At 73.3% G+C, this 22,685-nt stretch carries 20 protein-coding genes and 1 pseudogene; 12 read left to right on the top strand and 9 right to left on the bottom strand.

The annotated features are described in order from the left end of the window. Window positions 1-252: 252 nt before the first annotated feature. From ACGFZP_RS22635 to ACGFZP_RS22645, 3 genes and pseudogenes are all read right to left on the bottom strand, one after another. Window positions 253-1,035 (bottom strand): TIGR04222 domain-containing membrane protein, encoded by a 783-nt coding sequence (locus tag ACGFZP_RS22635; protein ID WP_392935805.1) that lies wholly within the window; start codon window positions 1,033-1,035, stop codon window positions 253-255. A gap of 88 nt (window positions 1,036-1,123) precedes the next feature. After that, the gene (locus tag ACGFZP_RS22640; RefSeq protein WP_392935808.1) at window positions 1,124-2,182 is read right to left on the bottom strand and encodes a TIGR04222 domain-containing membrane protein; all 1,059 of its coding nucleotides are present in this window, start codon (window positions 2,180-2,182) and stop codon (window positions 1,124-1,126) included. Window positions 2,183-2,257: 75 nt separating this feature from the next. Then, window positions 2,258-3,566 (bottom strand): annotated as a pseudogene (locus ACGFZP_RS22645) (DUF692 domain-containing protein). Between the two features lie 267 nt (window positions 3,567-3,833). Between ACGFZP_RS22645 and ACGFZP_RS22650 the strand changes: the two are divergent. The 8 genes from ACGFZP_RS22650 (at window position 3,834) to ACGFZP_RS22685 (ending at window position 11,874) form a co-directional block, all read left to right on the top strand. Beyond that, window positions 3,834-4,757, top strand: a complete 924-nt coding sequence (locus tag ACGFZP_RS22650) for a GNAT family N-acetyltransferase (RefSeq protein ID WP_392935810.1) — start codon at window positions 3,834-3,836, stop codon at window positions 4,755-4,757. 516 nt (window positions 4,758-5,273) lie between these two features. Next, on the top strand, window positions 5,274-6,020 hold the full coding sequence (locus tag ACGFZP_RS22655; RefSeq protein WP_392935813.1) for a hypothetical protein: 747 nt from the start codon (window positions 5,274-5,276) through the stop codon (window positions 6,018-6,020). Between the two features lie 192 nt (window positions 6,021-6,212). Continuing rightward, window positions 6,213-7,241 carry an MBL fold metallo-hydrolase gene (locus ACGFZP_RS22660; RefSeq protein WP_392935815.1) on the top strand — a complete coding sequence of 343 codons (1,029 nt, stop codon included), beginning with the start codon at window positions 6,213-6,215 and terminating at the stop codon, window positions 7,239-7,241. Window positions 7,242-7,328: 87 nt separating this feature from the next. Beyond that, complete coding sequence (locus tag ACGFZP_RS22665) at window positions 7,329-9,275, top strand: ATP-binding protein (protein ID WP_392935818.1); 1,947 nt, start codon at window positions 7,329-7,331, stop codon at window positions 9,273-9,275. Continuing rightward, a complete protein-coding gene (locus ACGFZP_RS22670; RefSeq protein WP_392935821.1) occupies window positions 9,272-9,700 on the top strand; it encodes a roadblock/LC7 domain-containing protein in 429 nt (142 codons plus the stop codon). Before ACGFZP_RS22665 ends, ACGFZP_RS22670 begins: the two co-directional genes overlap by 4 nt. Beyond that, window positions 9,697-10,050 (top strand): DUF742 domain-containing protein, encoded by a 354-nt coding sequence (locus ACGFZP_RS22675; protein ID WP_392935824.1) that lies wholly within the window; start codon window positions 9,697-9,699, stop codon window positions 10,048-10,050. Before ACGFZP_RS22670 ends, ACGFZP_RS22675 begins: the two co-directional genes overlap by 4 nt. A 73-nt stretch (window positions 10,051-10,123) precedes the next feature. Further along, window positions 10,124-10,684: an ATP/GTP-binding protein gene (locus tag ACGFZP_RS22680; protein WP_392936328.1), complete on the top strand. Its 561-nt coding sequence runs from the start codon at window positions 10,124-10,126 to the stop codon at window positions 10,682-10,684. Beyond that, entirely contained in the window at window positions 10,681-11,874 is a 1,194-nt protein-coding gene (locus ACGFZP_RS22685) for a cytochrome P450 (RefSeq protein ID WP_392935827.1), read from the top strand. The genes ACGFZP_RS22680 and ACGFZP_RS22685 overlap by 4 nt, the downstream gene beginning before the upstream one ends. Window positions 11,875-11,952: 78 nt before the next feature. On the opposite strand, the gene msrB is transcribed toward ACGFZP_RS22685, so the two are convergent. The 4 genes from msrB to ACGFZP_RS22705 all read right to left on the bottom strand — a co-directional run bounded on the left by msrB (window position 11,953) and on the right by ACGFZP_RS22705 (window position 15,349). Further along, on the bottom strand, window positions 11,953-12,357 hold the full coding sequence (gene msrB, locus ACGFZP_RS22690; protein ID WP_392935830.1) for a peptide-methionine (R)-S-oxide reductase MsrB: 405 nt from the start codon (window positions 12,355-12,357) through the stop codon (window positions 11,953-11,955). Window positions 12,358-12,384: 27 nt separating this feature from the next. Further along, complete coding sequence (gene murC / locus ACGFZP_RS22695) at window positions 12,385-13,728, bottom strand: UDP-N-acetylmuramate--L-alanine ligase (RefSeq protein ID WP_392936331.1); 1,344 nt, start codon at window positions 13,726-13,728, stop codon at window positions 12,385-12,387. A gap of 248 nt (window positions 13,729-13,976) precedes the next feature. Beyond that, a complete protein-coding gene (locus ACGFZP_RS22700) occupies window positions 13,977-14,438 on the bottom strand; it encodes an indole-3-glycerol phosphate synthase (RefSeq protein WP_392935833.1) in 462 nt (153 codons plus the stop codon). Between the two features lie 143 nt (window positions 14,439-14,581). Further along, entirely contained in the window at window positions 14,582-15,349 is a 768-nt protein-coding gene (locus ACGFZP_RS22705) for a pyrimidine reductase family protein (RefSeq protein ID WP_392935836.1), read from the bottom strand. A gap of 141 nt (window positions 15,350-15,490) precedes the next feature. Between ACGFZP_RS22705 and zapE the strand changes: the two genes are divergently transcribed. From zapE to ACGFZP_RS22725, 4 genes are all read left to right on the top strand, one after another. Next, complete coding sequence (zapE, locus tag ACGFZP_RS22710; protein ID WP_392935839.1) at window positions 15,491-16,555, top strand: cell division protein ZapE; 1,065 nt, start codon at window positions 15,491-15,493, stop codon at window positions 16,553-16,555. A 37-nt stretch (window positions 16,556-16,592) separates the two neighbouring features. Further along, window positions 16,593-18,698 carry an excinuclease ABC subunit UvrB gene (gene uvrB, locus ACGFZP_RS22715; protein ID WP_392935842.1) on the top strand — a complete coding sequence of 702 codons (2,106 nt, stop codon included), beginning with the start codon at window positions 16,593-16,595 and terminating at the stop codon, window positions 18,696-18,698. Window positions 18,699-18,972: 274 nt separating this feature from the next. Then, a complete protein-coding gene (locus ACGFZP_RS22720; protein WP_392935845.1) occupies window positions 18,973-19,554 on the top strand; it encodes a TerD family protein in 582 nt (193 codons plus the stop codon). A gap of 294 nt (window positions 19,555-19,848) precedes the next feature. After that, window positions 19,849-20,823 (top strand): TerC family protein, encoded by a 975-nt coding sequence (locus ACGFZP_RS22725; protein ID WP_392935847.1) that lies wholly within the window; start codon window positions 19,849-19,851, stop codon window positions 20,821-20,823. Window positions 20,824-20,926: 103 nt separating this feature from the next. Here ACGFZP_RS22725 and ACGFZP_RS22730 read toward each other — a convergent pair whose 3' ends face one another. After that, on the bottom strand, window positions 20,927-21,580 hold the full coding sequence (locus tag ACGFZP_RS22730; RefSeq protein ID WP_392935850.1) for an MBL fold metallo-hydrolase: 654 nt from the start codon (window positions 21,578-21,580) through the stop codon (window positions 20,927-20,929). A gap of 107 nt (window positions 21,581-21,687) precedes the next feature. Further along, a complete protein-coding gene (locus tag ACGFZP_RS22735; protein ID WP_392935853.1) occupies window positions 21,688-22,485 on the bottom strand; it encodes a maleylpyruvate isomerase family mycothiol-dependent enzyme in 798 nt (265 codons plus the stop codon). Window positions 22,486-22,685: the final 200 nt, after the last annotated feature.

Raw genomic sequence — 22,685 nt, forward strand, 5'->3', positions numbered from 1 at the left:
TGGGGGGGGGGGGGGGGGGGCGCGGGGGGGGGCGCCCCCCCGGCGCGGGGGGGGGGGGGGGGGCCCCCACGCCCCCGGCCTTCGGCCGGGAGGTGCCCCCACCGCATGGACTCCCTCCTCCGCACCGCCGATGCACGCACTCCAACGCCGCCCACTGATCCGACGTGACCCGAAAGACAGGCCCTCGTCGTCGTTCCGGCCCGGGCCCGGGACCGGGGCCGGGGCCGGTGCCGCCTCCGCTGCCGGTGCCGGTCAGCTCCGGTGCGGGCGCAGGGCGGCGCGCAGCCGGGCGTCGGGGAGGGCGGCCGGGCCGATCATCGCGACGGCGGTGAGCAGTTCGCGCTCGTCGTCGTCGGTGAGGCCGTGCTGGCGCGGCGGGCGGACCTCGCGCAGCACCTCCTGGCCGACCGGGGAGGCCCAGTGGGTGTAGGGGTAGACGTCGACCCGGGCCATCAGCAGGGTGCCCGAGGTGAGCACCAGCGGCAGCGAGAACCAGGCCAGCGGCGCCAGCGCGTCACCGTTCGAGAACCCGCCGACGGCCAGCGCTGCGGCCAGCAGCACCAGCGTCAGCAGCAGGGCGTGCCGGACCTGCCGGACCACCAGGACGGTGCTCTGCTGCACCAGTGCCGGGGTGGCCAGGCCGGCCAGCGCGAGCCGGCTGCCGATCTCCAGCACGGTGGGGTGGCAGGCCATCACCCGGCGCAGGTCGGCCGTGCGGCACTGGCCCTCCGGTCCGACGGTGGCGACCACCGCGCGCTCCAGGCGGCTGCGGCCCTTCGGGTCGACCACGGTGGTCCAGCCGGTGTGGGCGAGGTGCAGCCGGCCCCGGGAGGCCATCAGGACCAGGGCCAGTTCGACCACGCGGCCGGGCCCGCCGGCCAGGTACGCCGTCTCGTACAGCCCGATTCCGACGGCCTCGGGCGGCCTTGGCCCCTCCTGCCCGGCGAGCGCGTCGGCGGTGGCGGTCATCCGGACCAGCCGGATGCAGGAGAGCACCGCGGCGATGCAGGCCGGGATCAGGAAGAGCAACCACATGGCCTTGTTGTAGACCCGCTTCCGCTGTGAGCGGTACGAATTTCCGGACCGCGATACCGAACTGTGACTCGCAGGGGCCGGTCGGCCGTCAGGATCCGCAGCTGCTGCCGCCGCCGCAGCTGGACGAGGAGCCGCAACTGGACGAGGAGGACCCGCAGCTGCTGGAGGAGGAGCCGCAGCTGGACGAGGAGGACCCGCAGCTGCTGGAGCTGGAGCCGCAGCTCGAACCCGAGGAGCCGGAGCCGGAGGAGCCGCACCAGGTGCCCCCGCCGCAGGAGGAGGTGTAGACGGCGGAGGAGCAGGAGGTGCCCGAGCCGGAGGTGGCCGCCGAGGACCCGTACTTGGCGGTCAGCAGCTCGGCCGAGGCCGCGGCGAGCATCGCCTGCTGGAGCTCCGCGTCGTCCAGCCCGGAGGAGGACACCCCGCTGAGCGCGACCGCGCCGAGCAGGACGGCGGAGCCGGCCGTCCCGGGGATCAGGCCCGAGTTGGGCTTCCACGGCTTGCCGATCGCCATCAGGCCGAGCTGGCGGCGCCCGGCCGGGGTGATCCGGCCCTTCAGCGGCCAGCTCGCGATCAGCGAGACCAGGCCGACGGCCAGCAGGATCGGCGGGATCCACGGGGCCGGGCGCTCGGAGCCGGCGCTGCCGTCGTCGAGCAGGAAGGCGAGTCCGGTGGTCACCGCCGCGGCGAGGACGGCCAGCCAGAGCAGCCGCCGCGCCGTCTTCGCCCGGCGCATCCGGGCGGGGTTGCGCAGCAGACCGCGCTCGGCGAGCCCGTCGCCGATCTTCTGGACGGCGGGCGAGCGCATCACCTCGTGCCGCAGTGCGGCGAGCGGCCGCTGCCGGTCCGGGCCGGCGGCCTCGATGATCGCCTGGTCGACGGAGTCGTAGGGCCGTTCGGCGGTGATGGTGACCAGGCCGGAGCGGTTGACGACGACCTGGCCGGCCTGGTGCATCCGGACGAGGGCGGTGTCGAAGACCCGGCCGGGCCCGCCGGAGAGGAAGGCGGTGTCCAGCAGCGGCAGCCCGCGGCCGGGCAGGCCCTTGGCCTGCGTCACCCGCCGGACCAGCTGCTTGGTGCGTGAGGCGTGGAACGAGGCCGCGACCAACAGGAGGGTCGGGATGAGGAAGTACGTGTTGTGCCACATGGGCGGTTCCCCCGGGTGGTGAGTGAGGCCCGGGACCTGTCGGCTGGACAGGCCCCAGGGCCTGTCGGACAGGTCCTAGGAGGTGCGGCCGGGCCGCAGGGCCCGGCGCAGACGGGCGAGCGGGCCGGGCGGCTGCTGCGCCGCCGGGTCGAGCCACTGCTGTACGGCCCGGCGCTGGTCGGCGCCGAGGGCCGGGGTGCCGTCCGCGGGTGTGCCGTTGGCCGGGGTGCCCCGGGTCAGCGCCCAGGCGGCGAAGGCCCGGGCGTCGGCGCGGTAGCCCCCGGTCTGCGGATGCGTGCGGGCGTAGGCGAGGAACAGCGGACCGTACTGCCGGCCGAGCAGGCGCGGCAGCTCCGGTGCCACCTTGGCGGTGGTGTCGCGGCGCTTGGCGGCCAGCCCGAGCGACTGGGCCCGGACCTGGGCCGGATCGAAACCGGGCGGCACCGGACCGCCGGCCACCAGGGCCGTCAGCAGGGCCTCCTGGCGCCGGGCGAGCGCGGCGCGGGCGGCGTCGAGGCCTCCGGGGTCGTCAACCATCGCGCCGGGCCCCGTCCAGCACCCGCCGGATGGCGTCGAGTTCGGCGGAGAGCTCGGCCGGCGGCGGGAAGGCCGCGTCCCGCTCCAGCAGCACCCCGGGCGGTGCCACCCGCGCGCACAGCTCGGCCAGCACCTCCAGCACCGGCTCGGTGACGGGGTGCGCGTGGGTGTCGTGCCAGACGCCGTCGACCATCGTGCCGCCCGCCACGTGCACGTACGCGAGCGCCTCCAGCGGCAGGCGGTCCAGCTCGGCGGCCGGGTCCAGGCCGAGGTTGACCCGGTTGGTGTGCAGGTTGGCGACGTCGATCAGGAGCCGCACTCCGGTGCGCTCGACCAGCTCGGCGAGGAACTGCCCCTCGGTCAGCTCGTCGTCCGGCCAGGCCAGCTGGGCGGCTATGTTCTCCAGCGCCAGTGGTACCGGCAGCTGGTCCTGGGCGATCCGGACGTTCTCGGCGATCACCCGCAGCGCGTCCCACGAGCGCGGTACGGGCAGCAGGTGACCGGCCTCCAGGCCGCCGGCCCGGACGAACGCCAGGTGCTCGGTGACCAGCGGGGAGTCGAGTGCGGCGGCGGTCCCGGCGAGCCGGGCGAGCCTGGCCGGGTCGGGCCGCTCGGCCCCGCCGAGGCCGAGCGAGACGCCGTGCGGGACGACGGTGACGCCGCGGGCCCGCAGGACCGCCAGCGACTCGGGGAGGTGGCCGGCGCAGACGTTCTCCGCGACCACCTCGACCCAGTCCAGACCCGGCTGGCGTTCGACCACGACGTCGATCTCGCTGCGCCAGCCTAGGCCGACGCCGAGTGTGCCGCCCTGGGCGGGCACACGGGGCTTCGTGGCAGGGGAGGTCATCGGTGCGCCCCCTTCGGAGGGCTGGGTGGGGAGGCCGTCGGACGGTGCGGGCGTCGTCGCCAGGGCCGCCGGGCCGTGTTGCTGAGGATGTCCCCGGTCGGGGCGGCTGCCAAGCCCCACCCGGTCTTCTCAGAGCATTATTTGAGCTTGGCGGCCCGGCCGTGAGGGACTTTGGTCCTGTCCGGTGCACGGAACCGCAGGTGGGGGCCGGTCCGGGCGGAAAAACCGGAGGCGTGCCGACCACCCGGCGGTTACCGTAACGCACCTATGACGACACTGACGATTCGTGACTTCCGCCCCGGCGACGCGGTGGCCGCCGCGGCCGCCCACCGGGCCGGGCGCGAGCACCTGGTGCTCACGCCCGAGGTGTTCGGCTGGCTGGACGGCCGCCAGGCCGAGGGGGAGCACTACCGCACCCTGGTCGCCGAGATCGACGCCACCGTGGTCGGCTCCGTGCGCTGCGGCCTGGTCACCGGTACCTCCACGAAGGGCGTCGGCTACGCCAACGGCAGCGTGCTGCCCGGCTACCGCGGGCGCGGGGCCTTCACCGCGCTGCTCGCCGCGGCCGAGGCGCACCTCGCCGAGCACGGCGTGGTGGAGGTGCACAGCTGGGTGGACGACGAGCCCGGGGCGCTGGCGTTCGCGGCCAACCGGGGCTACACCGAGGGGCGGATCGCCCACTTCGCCCGCCGCGACCTGTCGCTCCCGCTGCCGGACGCCGCCGACCTGCCGCCGGGTGTCGAGCTGCGCCCGGCGAGCGAGTGGGAGGACGACCCGTACCCGATCTTCGTCGTCGAGGCGGACGCGCTGCGTGACGAGCCGGGCGAGGTGGAGATGGACGCCGCCGACTACGAGGAGTTCGTGAACGGCGCCTGGGCCCGGCCGGACCTGGACCGCGAGCTGACCACGGTCGCTGTCCTCGACGGCGAGCCGGTCGCGTTCAGCGCGGTGCAGACGGACGGGGTGGACCGCTACTGGTCGGCGTTCACGGCCTGCCGGCGGGACTTCCGGGGGCGGGGCCTGACCAAGCTCGCCAAGGCGCACTCGCTGCGCCGGGCGCAGTCGGCGGGCTACCGGTGGGCGTACACCAGCAACGACGCGACCAATGCGCCGATGCTGGCGATCAACTCCTGGCTCGGGTACGAGCGCTGCGCGAGCGAGCGGAAGTTCGTCAAGCGGCTCGACGGCTGAGCGACACCGCGGGCGACACCGCGGGCGACACCGCGGGCGTCGGCTCGGGTGTCGGGGTCTGCGTCGGGGCGGGGGGGGGGGGGGGGCCCCCCCCCCCCCGGGGGCGCCCCCCCCCCCCCCCGGGTGGCCCGGGGGCGTTTTGGCGGTCCCCGGTCAACCGGGGGGGGGCCCGGGGGGCCCGGGGGGGGGCCCCCGGGGGGGGGGGGGGGGGCGCCCGGGGGGGGGGGGGGGGGGGGGGGGGGGGGGGGGGGGGGGGGGGGGGGGGGGGCCCCCCCCCCCGCCCCGGATGCCGACCACGGCCCCCGCGGGTTCACCTGGGCTCTATTGTCGGTACACTGTCAACGGCTGAGGTGACCCTGGAGGCGGATGTGACGGGGGGTCACTCGAACGAGTGAGGCGGGCGCACTTTCCGCCTTCCGCGCCGGGTGGGCTGCTGTGGCGGGAGTTCCGGGTGTTCTACGGGGCATCACCTCACGGCAGACAGTTCGTATCCGAGTCTTCCGTGCGGGGGATGGTATGGAGATCCTGCTTCAGGTGCTGATCGGATTCTTTCCGGCCGTCATCGGCTTTCTCGCGGCCCGGTTCCTCGCCCGCACCCGGCTGTTCCTGCGCTACGGATTCCTCCGGGCCCTGCTCGCGCCGTACAGCCGGGTCCAGATCATCAGCCCCAGCATCGAGGTGGCGGAGTTCGCCTTCGCCAAGGACGGCCGCCGGCTGACCAGCAGGGGCCCGAAGAACGTGCTGTTCATGCCGATGGCCGAGGCGCGGGCGATAGCCCAGCTCATAGACCTGCTGCGGAAGGTCAACCGCAAGGCGACGATCGAGCTGGTCGCGGCGGGCTCGCAGGACCCCCGGATGCCGACCTTCTCGATCGGCGGACCGAGCGTCAACTCGTACTCGGGCGGCATCCTCGGGGCCGGGTTCCCGGACTTCCGCATCGAGTACCCGGAGGCGGCCCGGGCCCGCTGGGGCGGCATGACCTTCGAGGCGCAGTACAACGCCGCGGACGAGCTGATCCGCGACCACGGCTTCATCTTCGTGACGCGCACCTCGCGGCACGCGCCCTGCATCGTGCTCTGCGGCGTCTTCGCCTTCGGGTCGGCGATGGCGGTGGAGACCCTGGCCGCGGCGGGGCGGAAGTCGCCGCTGGCGGCGCTGTTCCGGTCCGGGGAGAAAGGATTCGTCGCGGTGGAGGGCCGGGTGATCGGCCTCGACACGGTGGACGTCACGGTCGAGGTCTGCCGGGTGCTGCCGGCGGTGTGACGGACGCGGTCCGGGTCGTGTCGGGGTCGCCGGGTGTGCGCCCCCGGAGCGCGTCATCCTGACCCTTGAGACGAAGTGGTCCAGACCTCACCGGTACGAAACGGGACAGGCCGGGAGCCTCTGGGGCAGGAAGTGGCCTGAATCGCAGGGGTTTTGCTCCACCCCTGTCACATCATCGGCATAATCGCGCCCATGACGATCAGCCGCGCGAACGTAAGCGCGATTGCCAAGGACCTGTACGTGTGGCTCCCCCCGAAGCGGGGCTGGGGTCTGGCCAACTGCGGGCTGCTGGCCTCGCCGAGGACCGCGGTGTGGATCGACACCCCCTACGACCCGTCCCTCGCGGCGGAGTTCCTGGCCGAGAGCCGTCAGCGGCTGGCCGACGGGGTGGACGTCGACCGGGTGATTGTCACGCATGCCAACGGCGACCACCTCTGGGGCGCCGGGGTGCTGCCGGACGCCGAGGTGATCTCCACCCGGGAGGCGCTGGAGCACATCCACTACGAGCCCACCCCGAAGCAGCAGCACGCGCTGGTCACCGGCAGCGACCCGGCCTCCCCGCTCGGCGGCTACCTCCGGCGCCACTTCGGGCAGTTCGACTGGTCGGACACCGAGCCGGTCCAGCCGCACACCGTCTTCCGCGGCGAGCTGGAACTGCGCGTGGGGGAGTACCCGGTGCAGGTGACCGGCCTCGCGGCGGCGCACACCGGTGGCGACCTGATCGTCCATCTGCCCCACCAGCGCGCGGTGTTCACCGGCGACGTGATCTTCGGCTCGACGCCGGAGCACCCCGGCGACCACCCCGTGCACTGGGCCGGGCCCCTGGAGAACGTGATCGCCGCCTGCGAGCAGGTGCTGGCGACCGGCGCCGAGATCTTCGTCCCCGGCCACGGCCCGGTGCTCGACCGCGCGGGCGTCCGCGAGCACATCGCCTACCTGGCGTACGTCCGGGAGCGCGCGCACGCGCTGCACGCCGCCGGGATCCCCGCGCTGGACGCCGCCCGCCGGGTGATCGCCGAGCAGCGCCACCCCGAACTGGGCCTGCCCGAGCGCCTGGTGCTCACCGTCGCCGCCGAGTACCGGCACCTGGACGGCTCCGCGGTGCCGAACGTCCTGGAGGCCATGGGCCAGGTCGCCCTGGTGGCCCGGGAGCTGGACGAGGACGCGGCCCGCACCGTGCTGCGGCCCCGGAGCGGGGAGGGCGCCCCCGCGTCGGCCTGACCGGGTCGGACCGGTTTCCCGACCGGCTCCGCCCGCCCCCTTCCAGTTCCCTTCGATCGATGACGTTCGAGGACTTCGAGGACTTCGATGACGCAGATCGCGTTGGTCGCCCTGGTGGCGATCACGGTGGCCGCCCTCGCGGCGGCCGCCGTCCTGGCCCGCAGCCGGTCCCGGGCCGTCGCCCGGGCCACGGCGGCCGAGGCGGCCACGGCCCACAGCGAGGAGCGGGCCCGCGCCGCCGAGGCCCGGGTGACCCGCCGCGACCAGCACCTGGGCGAGGCGCAGACGGCCGCCCGGCAGGCGGCCGAGGAGACCCAGCGGGCCGAGAGCCGCGCGCTGGTCGCCGAGGGCCGCACGCGGGAGGCGGAGCTCCGCACCGCGGAGGCCGACCACCGCACGGCCGAGGCCGAACTGCACACCCGCGCCGCGGAGGAGCGGATCCGGGCGGCCGAGCGGCTGGCCGCCGAGGCCGAGGACCGGACCGCCGAGGCCGGCCGGCAGGCGGACGGCGCCGAGGAGCGGGCCCGGGTGCTGCTCGCCGAGATCGGCCACCTGGCCAAGGAGCGGGTGGCCGCCACCGCGCTGCGGCTCAGCCACCCCAACGCCCCGGTCGCCGGTCCGCTCGACGCGCAGGGCGTCGGCCCCGAGGCCGTCCAGGCGCTGCAGGCCGTGCTGGACGCGGCCGCCGCCGCCGTCACCGACGAGCGCGAGCGCGTCGACGCGGCCGCCCGGGCCGCCATGCGCGGTGCCACCTCCAAGATCCAGACGCTGCTCTACCAGATCCAGAGCCTCGTCCAGCAGCTCCAGCACGAGAACGACGACCCCCGGCTGCTGGAGGTCGACTTCCGCAACGAGGTCGCGCTGCGCCGGATCCAGACCATCGCCGTGCTCTGCGAGGCCTGGCCCGGTCTGGCCCGCACCGACTCCCCGCTCGCCGAGGTGGTGGTCGGCGCGCTCTCCCGGGTACCCGGCTACGCCCGCATCAAGGTCGCCAACCACCTGCGCGAGAACCGGCTGGCCGTCGTCGCCCGGGCGGCCGAACCGCTCGCCATCACGGTGGCCGAACTGCTCGCCAACGCCACCGGGTACTCGCACCCGGAGACCGACGTCCCGGTCACCGTCCAGCAGGGCGGCCGCGGCGCGCTGGTGATCATCGACGACAGCGGGATCGGGATGGAGGAGGACCAGCTGCGGCGGGCGCGCCGACTGCTGGCCGGTCCGCCCGAGGTGCTGCTCACCGAGCTGGGCAACCCGCCGAAGACCGGCTTCGCGGTGGTCGGCAAGCTGGCCCGGCAGTACGGCTTCGCCTGCCACATCGAGCCCTCGCCGTACGGTGGCATGCGGACCATCGTCCGGATCCCGGCCGCGCTGCTCACGGTGGTGGACGACGAGCAGCCGCTCTCGGTGCTCACCCCGCTGCCCCTGCGGGCCGGCTCCGGCCCGGCGCCGGCGCCCACCATGGCGGCGCTGCCGTCCGTACCGGCCGTGCGCGGCGGCGACGCGGAGGAGGGCCGGGGCGGGGCGGCCGAGCCCGCCGGGCACGGCGTGCCGGCAGGGCACGAACTGCCACTCCGGCAGTCCGCGCCGACCATGCACGTCGTGCCACCCGTGCAGGCCGTGCCGTCCGACGACAGCGGACTGCCCAGCCGCCGCCGGCGCCAGCCGCTCCCGGACCAGGCCCAGCCGCCGCAGAGCGCGGGCGGCAGCACGGGCGGCACCGTGCGCACCGCGGAAGCCCCGTCCGCCCGGACGCCCGAGCAGGCCGCCGAGCGCTGGGGCGCCCTGCAGCAGGGCACCGGCTCCGGCCGGGCCGCCGTCGCGCAGGCCGCGGACCGGTCCGCCCGGTCCGGCGCCGCCTCGGCCGACCAGCCGGGGGAGCACCCGGGGGAGCGTGCTGCGGAGCACCCGGCCCCGACGGACCGCACAGCCGACCAGACGGACCGCGCCGACCACACGGGCGAGACCGACCAGACGGACGGGACCGACCACACCGGTCACCGCCGGGCCCAGACCTCCGAAGGAGCCGAGCAGTGAGCACGCCCAGCCCTACCGCCACCGATGAGATCTCGTGGGTGCTGACCCCGCTGCTGGAGCTTCCCGGCGTCCTGCATGCGGTCATCGCGACCGGCGACGGCCTCGTCGAGGGCGCCTCGGACGGCCTCAGCAGGGCCTCCGCCGAGCGGGTCGCCGCCATGACGGCCACCGTGCACGCCGCCGCCCGCGCGTTCACCAGCGCCTTCACCGACACCGAGCAGCCGAAGCCGGTGCAGACCGTGGTGGAGTCCGAGCTGGGCTTCGCCATCGTCGTCCCGGCGGGGGAGAACACCTCGCTCGCGGTGTTCACCACCCCCGACGCCCAGCTCGGCAACGTGGCCTACCAGATGCAGGTCCAGGTCGCCGCCCTGGGACGCGCCATGGCGAGCCCGGCCAGGCAGCAGGACACCACCCTCCGGTCATGACCGCCGTACCCCGCAGGCGGATGGTGCCGGCCTACCTCGCCACCGGCGGCCGGGTCCGGTCCGGCGCACCCGGCTTCGAACGGCTCACCGTCCTGCACGCAGCCGACACCGAGCCGCCCCACGAGCTGGAGCACGAGCACCGCCGGCTCTGGGAGCTGCTGCGCCCGGGCGCGCTGACCGTGGTGGAGGCCGCCGCGCACCTGCGGCTGCCGGTCAGCGCCACCGTCTTCCTGGCCGCGGACCTGGTCGAGGCGGGCTGCTTACGCGCCCGCAGTCCGATCCCCCGCGCCCAGCAGACCGACCGCACGATCGTCGAGAGGCTCCTCGTTGGACTCCGCACTCTCCGGTAGCGCCGCCGGCGCCGGGGACCCCGCCGGCCGGACGGGCCGCGTGGGCTACCTGCCCGACCGGGACCAGACCCTGATGAAGCTGCTGATCGCCGGCCCCTTCGGGGTCGGCAAGACCACGCTCATCCGCACCCTCTCGGAGATCCAGACCCTCCACACCGAGGAGGCGATGACCGAGACCGGTGCCCCCGTCGACGACACGGCGGGCCTGCCCGAGAAGACCACCACCACCGTGGCGGTCGACTTCGGCCGCCTCACCCTGCCCGGCCAGGTGGTGCTCTACATGTTCGGCACGCCCGGACAGCGCCGCTTCTTCCCGCTCTGGCAGGACATCGCGCGCGGCGCCCTCGGGGCCCTGGTGCTGGCCGACACCCGGCGGCTGTCCGACTCCTTCGAGATCATGGACATGGTGGAGGAGCAGGGCCTGCCCTACGCGGTGGCCGTCAACTGCTTCCCCGACGCGCCCGCGCACTCGGTCGAGGTGCTCCGCGCCCACCTCGACCTGCACCCCGACACCCCGCTGGTGCTCTGCGACGCCCGCGAGCGCCGCGCCAGCCTGGACGCGCTGATCGCGCTGGCCGAACACGTCCTGGACGGCCTGCCCGCAGCGCCCACCGCCGCCCTGGAGCAGCCGTGACCGCCGACACCCGCCCGATCCCGATCCACGGCCCGGTCTTCGCCGCCGATCCGCAGCTCGTCTACGACCAGCTGCGCCGGTACGGCGCCGTCGCCCCGGTGGAGATCGCGCCCGGCGTGGAGGCCCTGCTGGTCACCGACTACCAGGCCGCGCTGGACCTCCTGCGGGACACCGACACCTTCTCCAAGGACTCCCGGGCCTGGCAGCAGACCATCCCGCCGACCTCCCCGCTGCTGCCGATGCTCGGCTACCGCCCCACCGCGCTGTTCAGCGACGGCGAGGTGCACGCCCGCTACCGCTCGGTGATCACCGACGGGCTGGCGCTGCTGGAGCCGCACCTGCTCCAGCGCCGGGTCACCGAGGTCGCGCACCAGCTGATCGACCGCTTCGAGGCGGCCGGCAGCGCCGACCTGATCGCCGAGTACGCGCGGCAGCTGCCGGTGTTCGTCTTCAACACCTGGTTCGGCGTGCCCGAGGAGCACAGCGCCCGGCTGGTCGCGGGCATCTCCGGGATGATCGAGTCCACCGAGAAGGCGGTCGCGGCGTACGGGGACCTGGTGGCGGTGGTCACCGGGATGGTCGCCGAGCGGCGCGAGAAGCCCCGGCACGACCTGACCTCGTGGTTCCTCAACCACCCCGCCGGGCTGGACAACGACGAGGTGGTCCGGCAGATCACCCTCACCATGATCGCCGGGCACCAGCCGACCACCAACCTGATCGCCAACGCGCTGCTGCGGGTGCTCACCGACGCCCGGTACGCCGGCTCGCTGTTCGGCGGGGCGATGACGGCCTACCAGGCGATCGACGAGGTGCTCTGGCACGAGCCGCCGATGGCGAACCTCTCGGCGCACTACCCGCGCTACGACATCACCTTCCACGGCCGGGAGATCCCCGCCGGGTCGCTGGTGCTGGTCTCCTACGCGGCCGCCAACTCGCAGGCCGCGCCGCCCACCGACGGCAACGAGCTGCGCAGCGGCGAGAGCGCCCACCTGGCCTGGGCGGCCGGCCCGCACGCCTGCCCGGCCCGGGACCCGGCGCTGCTGATCGCCATCACCGCGATCGAGCAGCTGACCAGCCGTCTGAGCGACCTGGAGCTCAGCACCCCGATCGAGGACCTGCCCTGGCGCCCGGGCCCGTTCTTCCGCGCCCTGGTCAGCCTCCCGGTCAGCTTCGCCCCGGTCGCCGGGTAGCCGGTTGGCACGGCACCGGACGGCGCAGGGCCCGGAGGTCGCGACGACCTCCGGGCCCTGCGCCGTCTCGGCCGGCGGCTACTCGGCCGGCCGCAGCGTCAGCGAGATGCTGTTGATGCAGTACCGCTGGTCGGTCGGCGTGCCGTAGCCCTCACCCTCGAAGACGTGGCCCAGGTGCCCGCCGCACCGCGCGCAGCGGACCTCGACCCGGCGCATCCCCATCGAGCTGTCCTCGATGTACTGCACCCGGTCCTCGGCGAGCGGCGCGTAGTACGACGGCCAGCCGCAGTGGCTGTCGAACTTGGTCTCCGAGCTGAAGAGCTCCGCACCGCACGCCCGGCAGCCGTAGACGCCGATCGTCCTGGTGTCGGTGTACTCGCCCGTGAACGGGCGCTCGGTGCCCGCCTCGCGCAGGACGCGGTACTCCTCGGGGCTGAGCTCGGCACGCCATTCGGCGTCGGTCTTCTCGATCTCGTAGCTCATGACAGCGGACTCCCGGACGCGGTGGACTCAGACGTTGGTGGCAACGTTCGCGAGGTGCTTGAGGATTTCCGGCCCGAGGTTGGTGACGTCGCCGGCGCCCATGGTGAGCAGCAGGTCGCCCGGGCGGGCCAGGCCGGCCAGCAGCGCGGGGGCCGCGTCGAAGGCGTGCTCGGCGGCGACCTCGGCGCCGGCCTGCCGGGCCGCGTCGATGATCAGCTCGCTGGTGACGCCCGGGATCGGGTCCTCCCGGGCCGGGTAGATGTCGAGCACGACGGAGGCGTCGGCGAGGGCGAGGGCCTGGCCCATCTCCTCGGCGAGCTGCTGGGTGCGGCTGAACAGGTGCGGCTGGAAGACGACCAGGACCCGGCCCTCGGTCGCCTCGCGGATGGCCTCCAGGTCGGCGGTCATCTCGGTCGGGTGGTGGGCGTAGGAGTCGATCACCTGGACGCCGCCCGCCTCGCCCTTGAGCTGGAGCCGGCGCCGCACGCCGGTGTAGGCGCCGAGCGCCTTGGCGAGGTCGGCGGCCGGGACGCCGAGCGCGACGCCGGCGGCGAGCGCGGCGACGGCGTTGTGGGCGTAGTGCCGGCCGGGCACCGAGACGGTGAAGGCCAGCTCGGCGCCGTCCAGCAGCACGACGACCTCGCTGGTCATGCCCCGGGCGGTCACCGACAGCACGCGCAGGTCGGCGTCCTCGGCGGCGCCGACGGTGACGATGTTCAGGCCGTCGCGGCCCGCCACCCGGGCGGTCAGCTCGCGTGCGCCGTCGTGGTCGGCGGAGACCACCAGGGTGCCGCCGGAGGTGATCCGGCCGACGAAGGTCTCGAAGGACTCGTAGATCTCTTCGATCGAGGCGTAGTTGGCGTGGTGGTCCAGCTCCACGTTGAGCACGATCGCCACCTCGGGCGCGTACTTGTGGAAGCTGCGGTCGCTCTCGTCGGCCTCGGCGACGAAGATCTCGCCGGTGCCGTGGTGGGCGTTGGAGCCGGGCGCGTCGAGGTCGCCGCCGATCGCGTAGGACGGTTCGAGGCCCAGCTCGCCGAGGGCGACGGCGAGCATGCTGGTGGTGGTGGTCTTGCCGTGGGTGCCGGCCACGGCCAGCGCCCGGCGGCCGCCCATCAGCGCGGCGAGCGCGTCGGAGCGGTGGACGACCGGGATGCCGCGCTCGCGGGCGGCGGCGAGCTCCGGGTTGTCGGCGCGGATGGCGCTGGAGACGACCACGCTGCTGGTGCCGTCCGGCACGTGCTCGGCGGCGTGGCCGATGTGCACGGTGGCGCCGAGGGCGCGCAGCGCGAGGACGGTCTCGGACTCCTTGGAGTCGCTGCCGGAGACGCTGGCGCCGCGGACCGCGAGGATCTTCGCCAGGCCGGACATCCCGGCGCCGCCGATACCGATGAAGTGCGGGGCGTGCAGGTCGTGCGCGGCGTCGTTCAAGGCGGGGCTCCGTACGGGCGGGGGCAGACAAGGGGACTGCGGGCGGGGCAGTGGGCGAGCGGGGCGTGCGGGGTGCGAACCGTCCTCGCGGACGGACCGCAAGGACGATTCTGCACCACCGGCGTCGGGCTCCTCGATTCCCGGCCTTCGGCCGGGAGGCACCCCCGGCTCGGGGGCGGGCAAGGGGGTCAGGAGTCGCTGGCGAAGAGCCGCAGTACCGGGACGCCCACCTTGTGCCGGGCCTGGGAGGCCCAGTCGCGGTGGAAGAACTCCTCCACGAAGTGCGGCGAGGTGAGCACGACGACCTCGTCCGCGCGGTGCTCCTCGACCACCGAGCGCAGCCGGTCCAGCGGGGCGTCCTCGACCAGTTCGCCGACCGCCTCGGCACCGGCCTCGCGCAGGTGGCGCAGGCTGTGCTCCAGCGACTCGCTGGCCACCGTCGGGCCGCTCTCGGACTCGTCGTGCTCGTGCACCACCTTGTCGAGGTGGCCGAGGGCGACGTCGTCCAGCGCCCGCAGCAGCTCGTCCTGCTTGCCGCGCGGCTGCATCAGGACGACGAAGGAGACCTTCTCCTCGCTGTGGAGCGTGGTGACCAGCTCCACGTCGGCGTCGGAGAGCGCCTTTTCGATCATCAGTACCGTCTTGAACACGTGAGTCCCTTCCAGTGGCCGGCCCCCGGGCCCCGGCGTCGGATCCCATACTGCCCGGAGGAAGCTTTCCGCACGCTGCACACCCGGCACACGGGCCACGCGGACGAAAGCCCCCAGGTGGGAGCGGGATCACGATCCGGGGGTCACGGAGTCGGCGGACGCAGGTAACGGGTGAAGAGGAATCCTTTCTGCTCGATCAATGAGACCAGCCGCATCTGCTGCACGTCAGGCATTTCCGCATCGTGGATGATGCGCGGCGCGTCGCCGGCCGTGATCAGGGGGGCCAGCGACAGGCACAGCTCGTCCAGCAGGCCCTCGGCCGCCAGCTGTCCCAGCAGTCGCGGCCCGCCCTCGCTGAGCAGCCTGGTCCAGCCGCGCTCGGCCAGGGATGCGACGGCCGAACGCAGGTCCACCGAGCCCCGGCCGGCCAGCACCACGTCGGCCACCTCGGCGGCGGCCCGCAGCCGCTCCGGCGGGGCGTCCGCGGTGGTGACCACCACCGTGCGCACCAGCGGTTCGGTGAACAGCGGCGCGGTCAGGTCCAGCTCCAGGGAGCGGGTGACGACCGCGATCGCCGGCGCCGGTTGCTGTCCGGCCGCCCGGCGCGCCGCGGCGAAGTCGGCCCGGGCCCGCCCGGGGCGGTAGCCCTCGGCGCGGACCGTCTCGGCGCCCACCAGGACCACGTCCGCCAGTGCCCGCAGCACCCCGAAGATCCGCTTGTCGGCGTCCCCGGAGAGCCCCTCGGAGAGCCCGTCCAGCTTGGCCCCGCCGTCCAGGCCGGACACCATGTTGGCCCGCAGCCACGGCTGCCCGTGATTCACCTGGTCGGGGTACGCGTACACCGCGGCGAGCGACTCCAGCGAGGCCGGATCGGCGAACGGCGCGGTCAGAGGGCTGATCAACTGCTGCATGCCCCCAGTCTTCCACCGGCGCCCCGCGGCCGGCCCGGCCCCGGCCGCGCCGCCGGCCCCGCCCCGCCGTCGACCGGCCCGGCCACGCCGCCGACCGGCCCCGACCTGACCGGTCCACGACGAGGCGTACCCTCTACTGATGTGCCCGCAGCCCCACACCCCGCCGCCGAGCCGATAGCGACCGCGACCCCCGTCGCGCTCACCGACCGGCGCCCCGTCGTCCCCGCCGAGCGCCTGGTCGCCGAGATGGTCCCGCCGCCGCGCTTCTCCGATGTCAGCTTCGGGACGTACCTCCCGGACCCAGGCCAGCCGAGCCAGTACGAGGCCGTGCAGGTCCTGGAGGAGTTCGCGGGCGCGCTCAACAGCGGAAACGGTTCCGCGCCCAAGCGCAGCTGGTTCCGCCGCACCGCGCCCGTGCCCACCGGCCCGGCCGGCGTCTACCTGGACGGCGGCTACGGCGTCGGCAAGACCCACCTGCTCGCCTCGCTGTGGCACGCCACCCCCGGCCCGAAGGCCTTCGGCACCTTCGTCGAGCTGACCAACCTGGTCGGCGCGCTCGGCTTCCAACAGGCCGTGACCACCCTCTCCGGGCACCGGCTGCTCTGCATCGACGAGTTCGAGCTCGACGACCCGGGCGACACCGTCCTGGTCTCCACCCTGCTCGGCCGCCTGGTCGACAACGGCGTCAAGCTCTGCGCCACCTCCAACACGCTGCCCGAGAAGCTCGGCGAGGGCCGCTTCGCCGCCGCGGACTTCCTGCGCGAGATCCAGGGCCTGTCCGCGCACTTCCGCCCGCTGCGGATCGACGGCCAGGACTACCGCCACCGCGGGCTGCCGGACGCCCCGCCGCCCTACTCCGACGAGCAGGTGGGCGCCGTCGCCGCCCGCACCCCGGGGGCCTCGCTGGACGACTTCGGCGCGCTGCTCGACCACCTCTCCGCCGTCCACCCCAGCCGCTACGGCGCGCTGCTGGACGACGTGACCGCGGTCTGCCTGCGCGGCGTGCGGCAGGTCGACGACCAGTCCACCGCGCTGCGCCTGGTCGTGCTGGCCGACCGGATGTACGACCGCGAGCTGCCGATCACCGCTTCCGGCATCGCCTTCGACCAGGTGTTCCCGGAGGAGATGCTGCGTGGCGGCTACCGCAAGAAGTACCTGCGGGCCGTCTCCCGCCTGGTCGCCCTCGCCCGGGACAGCGCGAAGTAGGCACCGGTTGTCAGTGGTGGGTCGTACGGTTGGACACGTGCGACCCATCACGAGCATTGAGCGGTCAGTGGCGCCCTTCGAGGTCGTCAGCCCCTTCCAGCCCAACGGCGACCAGCCCGCGGCCATCGCCGAGCTGGAGCGCCGCATCCGTGCGGGCGAGAAGGACGTCGTCCTGCTCGGCGCCACCGGCACCGGCAAGTCGGCCACCACGGCCTGGATGATCGAGAAGCTGCAGCGCCCCACCCTGGTGATGGCGCCGAACAAGACCCTGGCCGCCCAGCTGGCCAACGAGTTCCGCGAGCTGCTGCCGAACAACGCGGTCGAGTACTTCGTCTCGTACTACGACTACTACCAGCCCGAGGCGTACGTCCCGCAGACGGACACCTACATCGAGAAGGACTCCTCGATCAACGAGGAGGTCGAGCGGCTGCGCCACTCCGCGACCAACTCGCTGCTCACCCGCCGCGACGTGATCGTGGTCGCCTCGGTCTCCTGCATCTACGGCCTCGGCACCCCGCAGGAGTACGTCGACCGGATGGTCCGGCTCAAGGTCGGCGAGGAGATCGACCGCGACGTCCTGCTGCGCCGCTTCGTCGACATCCAGTACACCCGCAACGACGTCGCCTTCACCCGCGGCACCTTCCGGGTCCGCGGCGACACCATCGAGATCTTCCCGGTCTACGAGGAGCTGGCCGTCCGGATCGAGATGTTCGGCGACGAGATCGAGGCGCTCTACACCCTGCACCCGCTCACCGGCGAGATCATCAGCCAGGACGACTCCGTCCACGTCTTCCCCGCCTCGCACTACGTGGCCGGCCCCGAGCGGATGGCCCGGGCGGTCAACGACATCGAGCTGGAGCTGGAGCAGACGCTCGCCCGGATGGAGAAGCAGGGCAAGCTGCTGGAGGCCCAGCGGCTGCGCATGCGCACCACCTACGACCTGGAGATGCTGCGCCAGATCGGCACCTGCTCCGGCGTGGAGAACTACTCCATGCACTTCGACGGCCGTGAGCCCGGCTCCCCGCCGAACACCCTGCTCGACTACTTCCCGGAGGACTTCCTCCTGGTCATCGACGAGTCGCACGTCACCGTCCCGCAGATCGGTGCGATGTACGAGGGCGACGCCTCCCGCAAGCGCACCCTGGTGGAGCACGGGTTCCGGCTCCCCTCGGCGATGGACAACCGCCCGCTGAAGTGGGAGGAGTTCCTGGAGCGGATCGACCAGACGGTCTACCTCTCGGCCACCCCGGGCGCGTACGAGCTCTCCCGCGGCGACGGCCAGGTCGAGCAGATCATCCGCCCGACCGGCCTGATCGACCCCGAGGTGATCGTCAAGCCGACCGAGGGCCAGATCGACGACCTGGTGCACGAGGTCCGCAAGCGGGTCGAGCGGGACGAGCGCGTCCTGGTCACCACCCTCACCAAGAAGATGGCCGAGGACCTCACCGACTACATGCTCGGCCTGGACATCCGGGTCCGGTACCTGCACAGCGACGTCGACACGCTGCGCCGGGTCGAGCTGCTGCGCGAGCTGCGGGCCGGCCGGTACGACGTGCTGGTCGGCATCAACCTGCTCCGGGAGGGCCTGGACCTCCCCGAGGTCTCGCTGGTGGCGATCCTGGACGCGGACAAGGAGGGGTTCCTGCGCTCGGGCACCTCGCTGATCCAGACCATCGGCCGCGCCGCCCGTAACGTCTCCGGCCAGGTCCACATGTACGCGGACCGGATCACGCCGGCGATGGAGAAGGCCATCGACGAGACCAACCGCCGCCGGGAGGTCCAGCAGGCGTACAACACCAAGCACGGGATCGACCCGCAGCCGCTGCGCAAGAAGATCGGCGACATCCTGGACACCCTCGCCCGCGAGGACGTGGACACCGACGAGCTGCTCTCCTCCGGGTACCGGGGTGCGGGCGGCAAGGAGAAGGGCCGGGGCAAGGCGCCCGTCCCGGCGCTGGGCGCGGAGCGCGGCTCCGCCAAGAGCCTGCCCGCCGCCGAGCTGGCCGAGCTGATCCAGTCGATGACCGACCGGATGCACGCGGCCGCGACGGACCTCCAGTTCGAGGTCGCGGCCCGGCTGCGCGACGAGGTCAAGGAGCTGAAGCGCGAGCTGCGGCAGATGCGCGAGGCGGGGATCGCGTAGGGGCGGCCGGTCGGTGCCGCGCGTCGGGTCCGACCCCCCGGGCTTGGCCGGTTTCGACACCGGTCAAGTCCGGGGGTGTCTCAGCCTTGCCACAAACGGGTAGACGGCGATCGATGCGGTCCACCGCAGGGCCTAGGCTGGCCTGCGGTGCCGCCCGGGGCGGGCGGTGCGCAGAGTTCGTACCAGGGGGCCTCAGCCGGGGGACGGCAACGGGGTGTTCCACCGTGGAGCCGGCGCGGTGACAGACCGCCCGGCCGGCAGAGAGGACAACGCCGTGTCGGTGAACCTTGCCAAAGGGCAGCGGGTCAGCCTGCAGAAGGGGTCGGGTGAGTCGCTGACGGTCGTCCGGATGGGGCTGGGCTGGAAGGCCGCGCCCAAGCGCGGCCTCTTCGGCAGCCGCACCCGGCAGATCGACCTGGACGCCTCGGCCCTGCTGTACGCCGAGCGGACCCCGTCGGACGTGGTGTTCTTCCAGCACCTGGAGAGCAACGACGGCTCGGTGCGGCACACCGGCGACAACCTGGTCGGCGGGGCCGGCTCGGGCGACGACGACGAGGCGATCCTGGTCGACCTGGTGCACGTGCCGGTGAACATCACCCAGGTGGTGTTCACGGTCAGCTCGTACACCGGGCAGAGCTTCGCCGAGGTGCAGAACGCGCACTGCCGGCTGGTGGACGAGGGGACGGGCCTGGAGCTGGCCCGCTACGAGCTGGCCGGCGGCGGCCCGCACACCGGCCAGATCATGGCCAAGGTGTTCCGGGAGCCGGACGGCGGCTGGGGGATGCAGGCGATCGGCGCCCCGGCCCGGGCGCGGACCTTCCAGGACCTCCTCCCGGCGATCGAGCCCTACCTGTAACGGGGGCGGCCGGACTCGGCAGCGACTCGGCAGGGGCGGTTTCGCACCGTTCGTCCGGGGCTGTCAGGGTCCGTGCGAGGTGGTTCTTTACCTTCTTTACCCTTTCTTGGGATACCTGTTATCCTCGGTGGCAGCGGAGGGGAGTATTCCCCCGCAGTGGTCCCGTCATCACGGGCGTCCCGAGCGGCGTCCCGGGGCCATTGGTCCGGGCGGGCTCGCAGTGGCGGGCCGACGGGCGGAAGAGACCTCCGGCAGTGACGATGACTGTCTCGCCTACCTGCCGGAGGAGCAGTAGTGGACGTTTCCGTAACCATGTGGGTTTCGACGATCGGTGTGTTGATCGCACTGATCGTGGCCGACTTCTTCATCGGAGGGCGCAAGCCGCACGAGGTCTCGGTCAAGGAGGCCGGGATCTGGACCACGGTCTGGATCGTGCTGGCGCTGCTCTTCGGCGGCTTCCTCTGGTGGCACTCCGGTTCGAAGCCGGCCGGTGAGTTCTTCGCCGGGTACATCACCGAGAAGTCGCTCAGTGTCGACAACCTCTTCGTGTTCATCCTGATCATGGGCAAGTTCGCGGTGCCCAGGATCTACCAGCAGCGCGTGCTGATGTTCGGCGTGATCATCGCCCTGGTGCTGCGGGCGGTCTTCATCGCCGGTGGCGCCGCCCTGGTCGCCCAGTTCTCCTGGGTGTTCTTCATCTTCGGTGCCTTCCTGGTCTGGACGGCGTGGAAGCTGATCAAGGAGGCGCGGGCCGACGAGGAGGACGAGGAGTTCGAGGAGAACCGCCTGCTCAAGTCGATCGAGCAGCGCTTCCCGTCGACCGACAAGTACCACGGCACCAAGCTCTTCATCCGGGAGAACGGCCGGCGCCTGATGACGCCGATGCTGATCGTCATGCTGGCGATCGGCACCACCGACGTGCTGTTCGCACTGGACTCGATCCCGGCGATCTTCGGCCTCACCCAGGACCCGTACATCGTCTTCACCGCCAACGCCTTCGCCCTGATGGGCCTGCGCCAGCTGTACTTCCTGATCGGCGGACTGCTGAAGAAGCTGGTCCACCTCTCGTACGGCCTGTCGGTGATCCTCGGCTTCATCGGCGTGAAGCTGGTGCTGCACGCGCTGCACGAGCAGGGTGTGCACGTGCCCGAGATCGGCATCCCGTTCTCGCTCGGCTTCATCGTGGTGGTGCTCGCCATCACCACGGTGACCAGCCTGGTCGCCTCGAAGCGGCAGGCGGCCGAGGAGCCGGAGAAGATCGACGCCTGACGCCTGATCCCCGGCGCCTGACGCCTGGCGCCGTATGACGCCCGAAGGCCCGGCCACTGGACCTGAGCAAGGTCCGTGGCCGGGCCTTCGGGCGCTCCGGCACCTACCAGCCGCGCTCGCGCCACTCCTGGAGGTGGGGGCGCTCGGCGCCGAGGGTGGTGTCGTTGCCGTGGCCGGGGTAGACCCAGGCCTCGTCGGGCAGGACGTCGAAGATCTTCTCGTTGACGTCCCGGAACAGGCTCTCGAAGGCCGCCGGGTCGCCCCAGGTGTTGCCGACGCCGCCGGGGAAGAGGCAGTCCCCGGTGAAGACGTGGGGGTGGCCCTGCGGGTCGTCGTAGACCAGCACGATCGCGCCGGGGGTGTGGCCGACCAGGTGCCGGACGGTCAGCTCGACCCGGCCCACCCGCAGGGTGTCGCCGTCCGCCAGCAGCAGCCCGGTGGGGACGTCGATGGCCTCGGCGTCGACCAGGCCGGCCGCGGTGCGGGCGCCGGTGGCCGCGACCACCTCGGCGAGCGCGCCCCAGTGGTCGTGGTGGCGGTGCGTGGTGACCACGGTGGCCAGGCTCTCGCCGACCGTCTCCAGCAGCACCGGGGCGTCCGCCGCGGCGTCGATCAGCAGCTGCTCGTCGGTGGCCCGGCAGCGCAGCAGGTAGACGTTGTTGTCGTACGGGCCGACGGCCACCTTGGTGATGATCAGGTGGGCCAGCTCGCGCACGTCCGGTGGTCCGCCGACCTTCACCGCTCCGTGGTACGTCATCCGTCCGCTCCTCGTCGTGTCGGGACTGCTGCTGTCGGGAGTGCTGCTGCTGTCGTGACTACCGCTGTCGGGCCGCCGTCGGCGGGCCCTGGAGCATCGTCGCGCGGTCAGCCCAGCGGGGGAAGCACGGGCAGCGCGGCGCGGCCGTCGGGGAGCTGCTCGCCACCCCGGTGGACCTGGAGGCCGTCCCCGTCGGAGCGGCCGGAGAGCCAGGCGGTCAGCGCCCGGACGGGACCCTCGACGGTCAGGGCCGCGGCCCCGGCGGGGCCCTGGTCGGCGCCGATCCGGGCCCGGTCCGCGGTGTCGTCGGAGACCAGCTCGACCGCGGGCAGGCCCTCGGCGCCGGCCAGCCCGGCGGACAGGCGGCGGAACTCGGCCACCGCGAAGACCTCGGGCCAGTGCGCGGGGGTGTAGCCGGCGTCCAGGTCGACGTGGTGGTACTCGACCTCCATCAGTCGCTTCCAGGGGAGGTCGTAGGCGGGGAAGAGGTAGCCGGTGCGGTGGCGCATCTCGGCCGTCCAGGCCTGATCGGGCAGCAGCGCGGCCGCCGAGGTGAAGTTGCGGTCCGACTCCCGCAGGTCGTCGAGGTGGACGTCCAGCGGGCGCCCGGCGCCGGCCTCGATGTCCCGGTCGCGGGCCCCGCCGTCGGCGTACTGCGGGATGTCGGTGCCCGTCCGGGCCCCGTCGAGCAGGTTGACCAGCGAGTCCGCGTTGCGGGCGAGGTGGGCCAGGACGTGGCCCCTGGTCCAGCCGGGCAGGGCGGAGGGCTCGGCGAGGGCCTCGGACTTGAGCCCGGCGGCGGAGTCCAGCAGGTGCCCGGTGGAGACGGCGACCAGGCGCAGCCGGTCCCCGGCGAGCGCGGCGGCGGCGGAAGGGGTGGTCACGGCGTTCTGCGGGTCGGTCATCGGATGCGGCCTCCGTCGGACTGGTTGGCAGCGTTGCCCAGGAGGGCGTTCGCTCGTTGACGAGGGTGACGCTATCTCCGATGTCACGGCTGAGCAGGGCTTTTCTCGAACAGCCCCGGTCAATGCCGGTCGGGCGACTCACTCGTTCGGGTGGACTCCACTGGACAAGCTCGATAATCGAACGCGTGAGCTATAGGCTG

The organism is Kitasatospora sp. NPDC048239 (assembly GCF_043202015.1).
Taxonomy (GTDB): domain Bacteria; phylum Actinomycetota; class Actinomycetes; order Streptomycetales; family Streptomycetaceae; genus Kitasatospora.

What these genes read in the sequence shown, in the direction of transcription:
- ACGFZP_RS22635 (WP_392935805.1), bottom strand. Translation starts at nt 1,035, where the DNA reads ATGTGGTTGCTCTTCCTGATCCCGGCCTGCATCGCCGCGGTGCTCTCC.
- ACGFZP_RS22640 (WP_392935808.1), bottom strand. Translation starts at nt 2,182, where the DNA reads ATGTGGCACAACACGTACTTCCTCATCCCGACCCTCCTGTTGGTCGCG.
- ACGFZP_RS22650 (WP_392935810.1), top strand. Translation starts at nt 3,834, where the DNA reads ATGACGACACTGACGATTCGTGACTTCCGCCCCGGCGACGCGGTGGCC.
- ACGFZP_RS22655 (WP_392935813.1), top strand. Translation starts at nt 5,274, where the DNA reads ATGGAGATCCTGCTTCAGGTGCTGATCGGATTCTTTCCGGCCGTCATC.
- ACGFZP_RS22660 (WP_392935815.1), top strand. Translation starts at nt 6,213, where the DNA reads ATGACGATCAGCCGCGCGAACGTAAGCGCGATTGCCAAGGACCTGTAC.
- ACGFZP_RS22665 (WP_392935818.1), top strand. Translation starts at nt 7,329, where the DNA reads ATGACGCAGATCGCGTTGGTCGCCCTGGTGGCGATCACGGTGGCCGCC.
- ACGFZP_RS22675 (WP_392935824.1), top strand. Translation starts at nt 9,697, where the DNA reads ATGACCGCCGTACCCCGCAGGCGGATGGTGCCGGCCTACCTCGCCACC.
- ACGFZP_RS22680 (WP_392936328.1), top strand. Translation starts at nt 10,124, where the DNA reads ATGAAGCTGCTGATCGCCGGCCCCTTCGGGGTCGGCAAGACCACGCTC.
- msrB (WP_392935830.1), bottom strand. Translation starts at nt 12,357, where the DNA reads ATGAGCTACGAGATCGAGAAGACCGACGCCGAATGGCGTGCCGAGCTC.
- murC (WP_392936331.1), bottom strand. Translation starts at nt 13,728, where the DNA reads ATGTCCGGCCTGGCGAAGATCCTCGCGGTCCGCGGCGCCAGCGTCTCC.
- ACGFZP_RS22705 (WP_392935836.1), bottom strand. Translation starts at nt 15,349, where the DNA reads ATGCAGCAGTTGATCAGCCCTCTGACCGCGCCGTTCGCCGATCCGGCC.
- ACGFZP_RS22730 (WP_392935850.1), bottom strand. Translation starts at nt 21,580, where the DNA reads ATGACGTACCACGGAGCGGTGAAGGTCGGCGGACCACCGGACGTGCGC.
- ACGFZP_RS22735 (WP_392935853.1), bottom strand. Translation starts at nt 22,485, where the DNA reads ATGACCGACCCGCAGAACGCCGTGACCACCCCTTCCGCCGCCGCCGCG.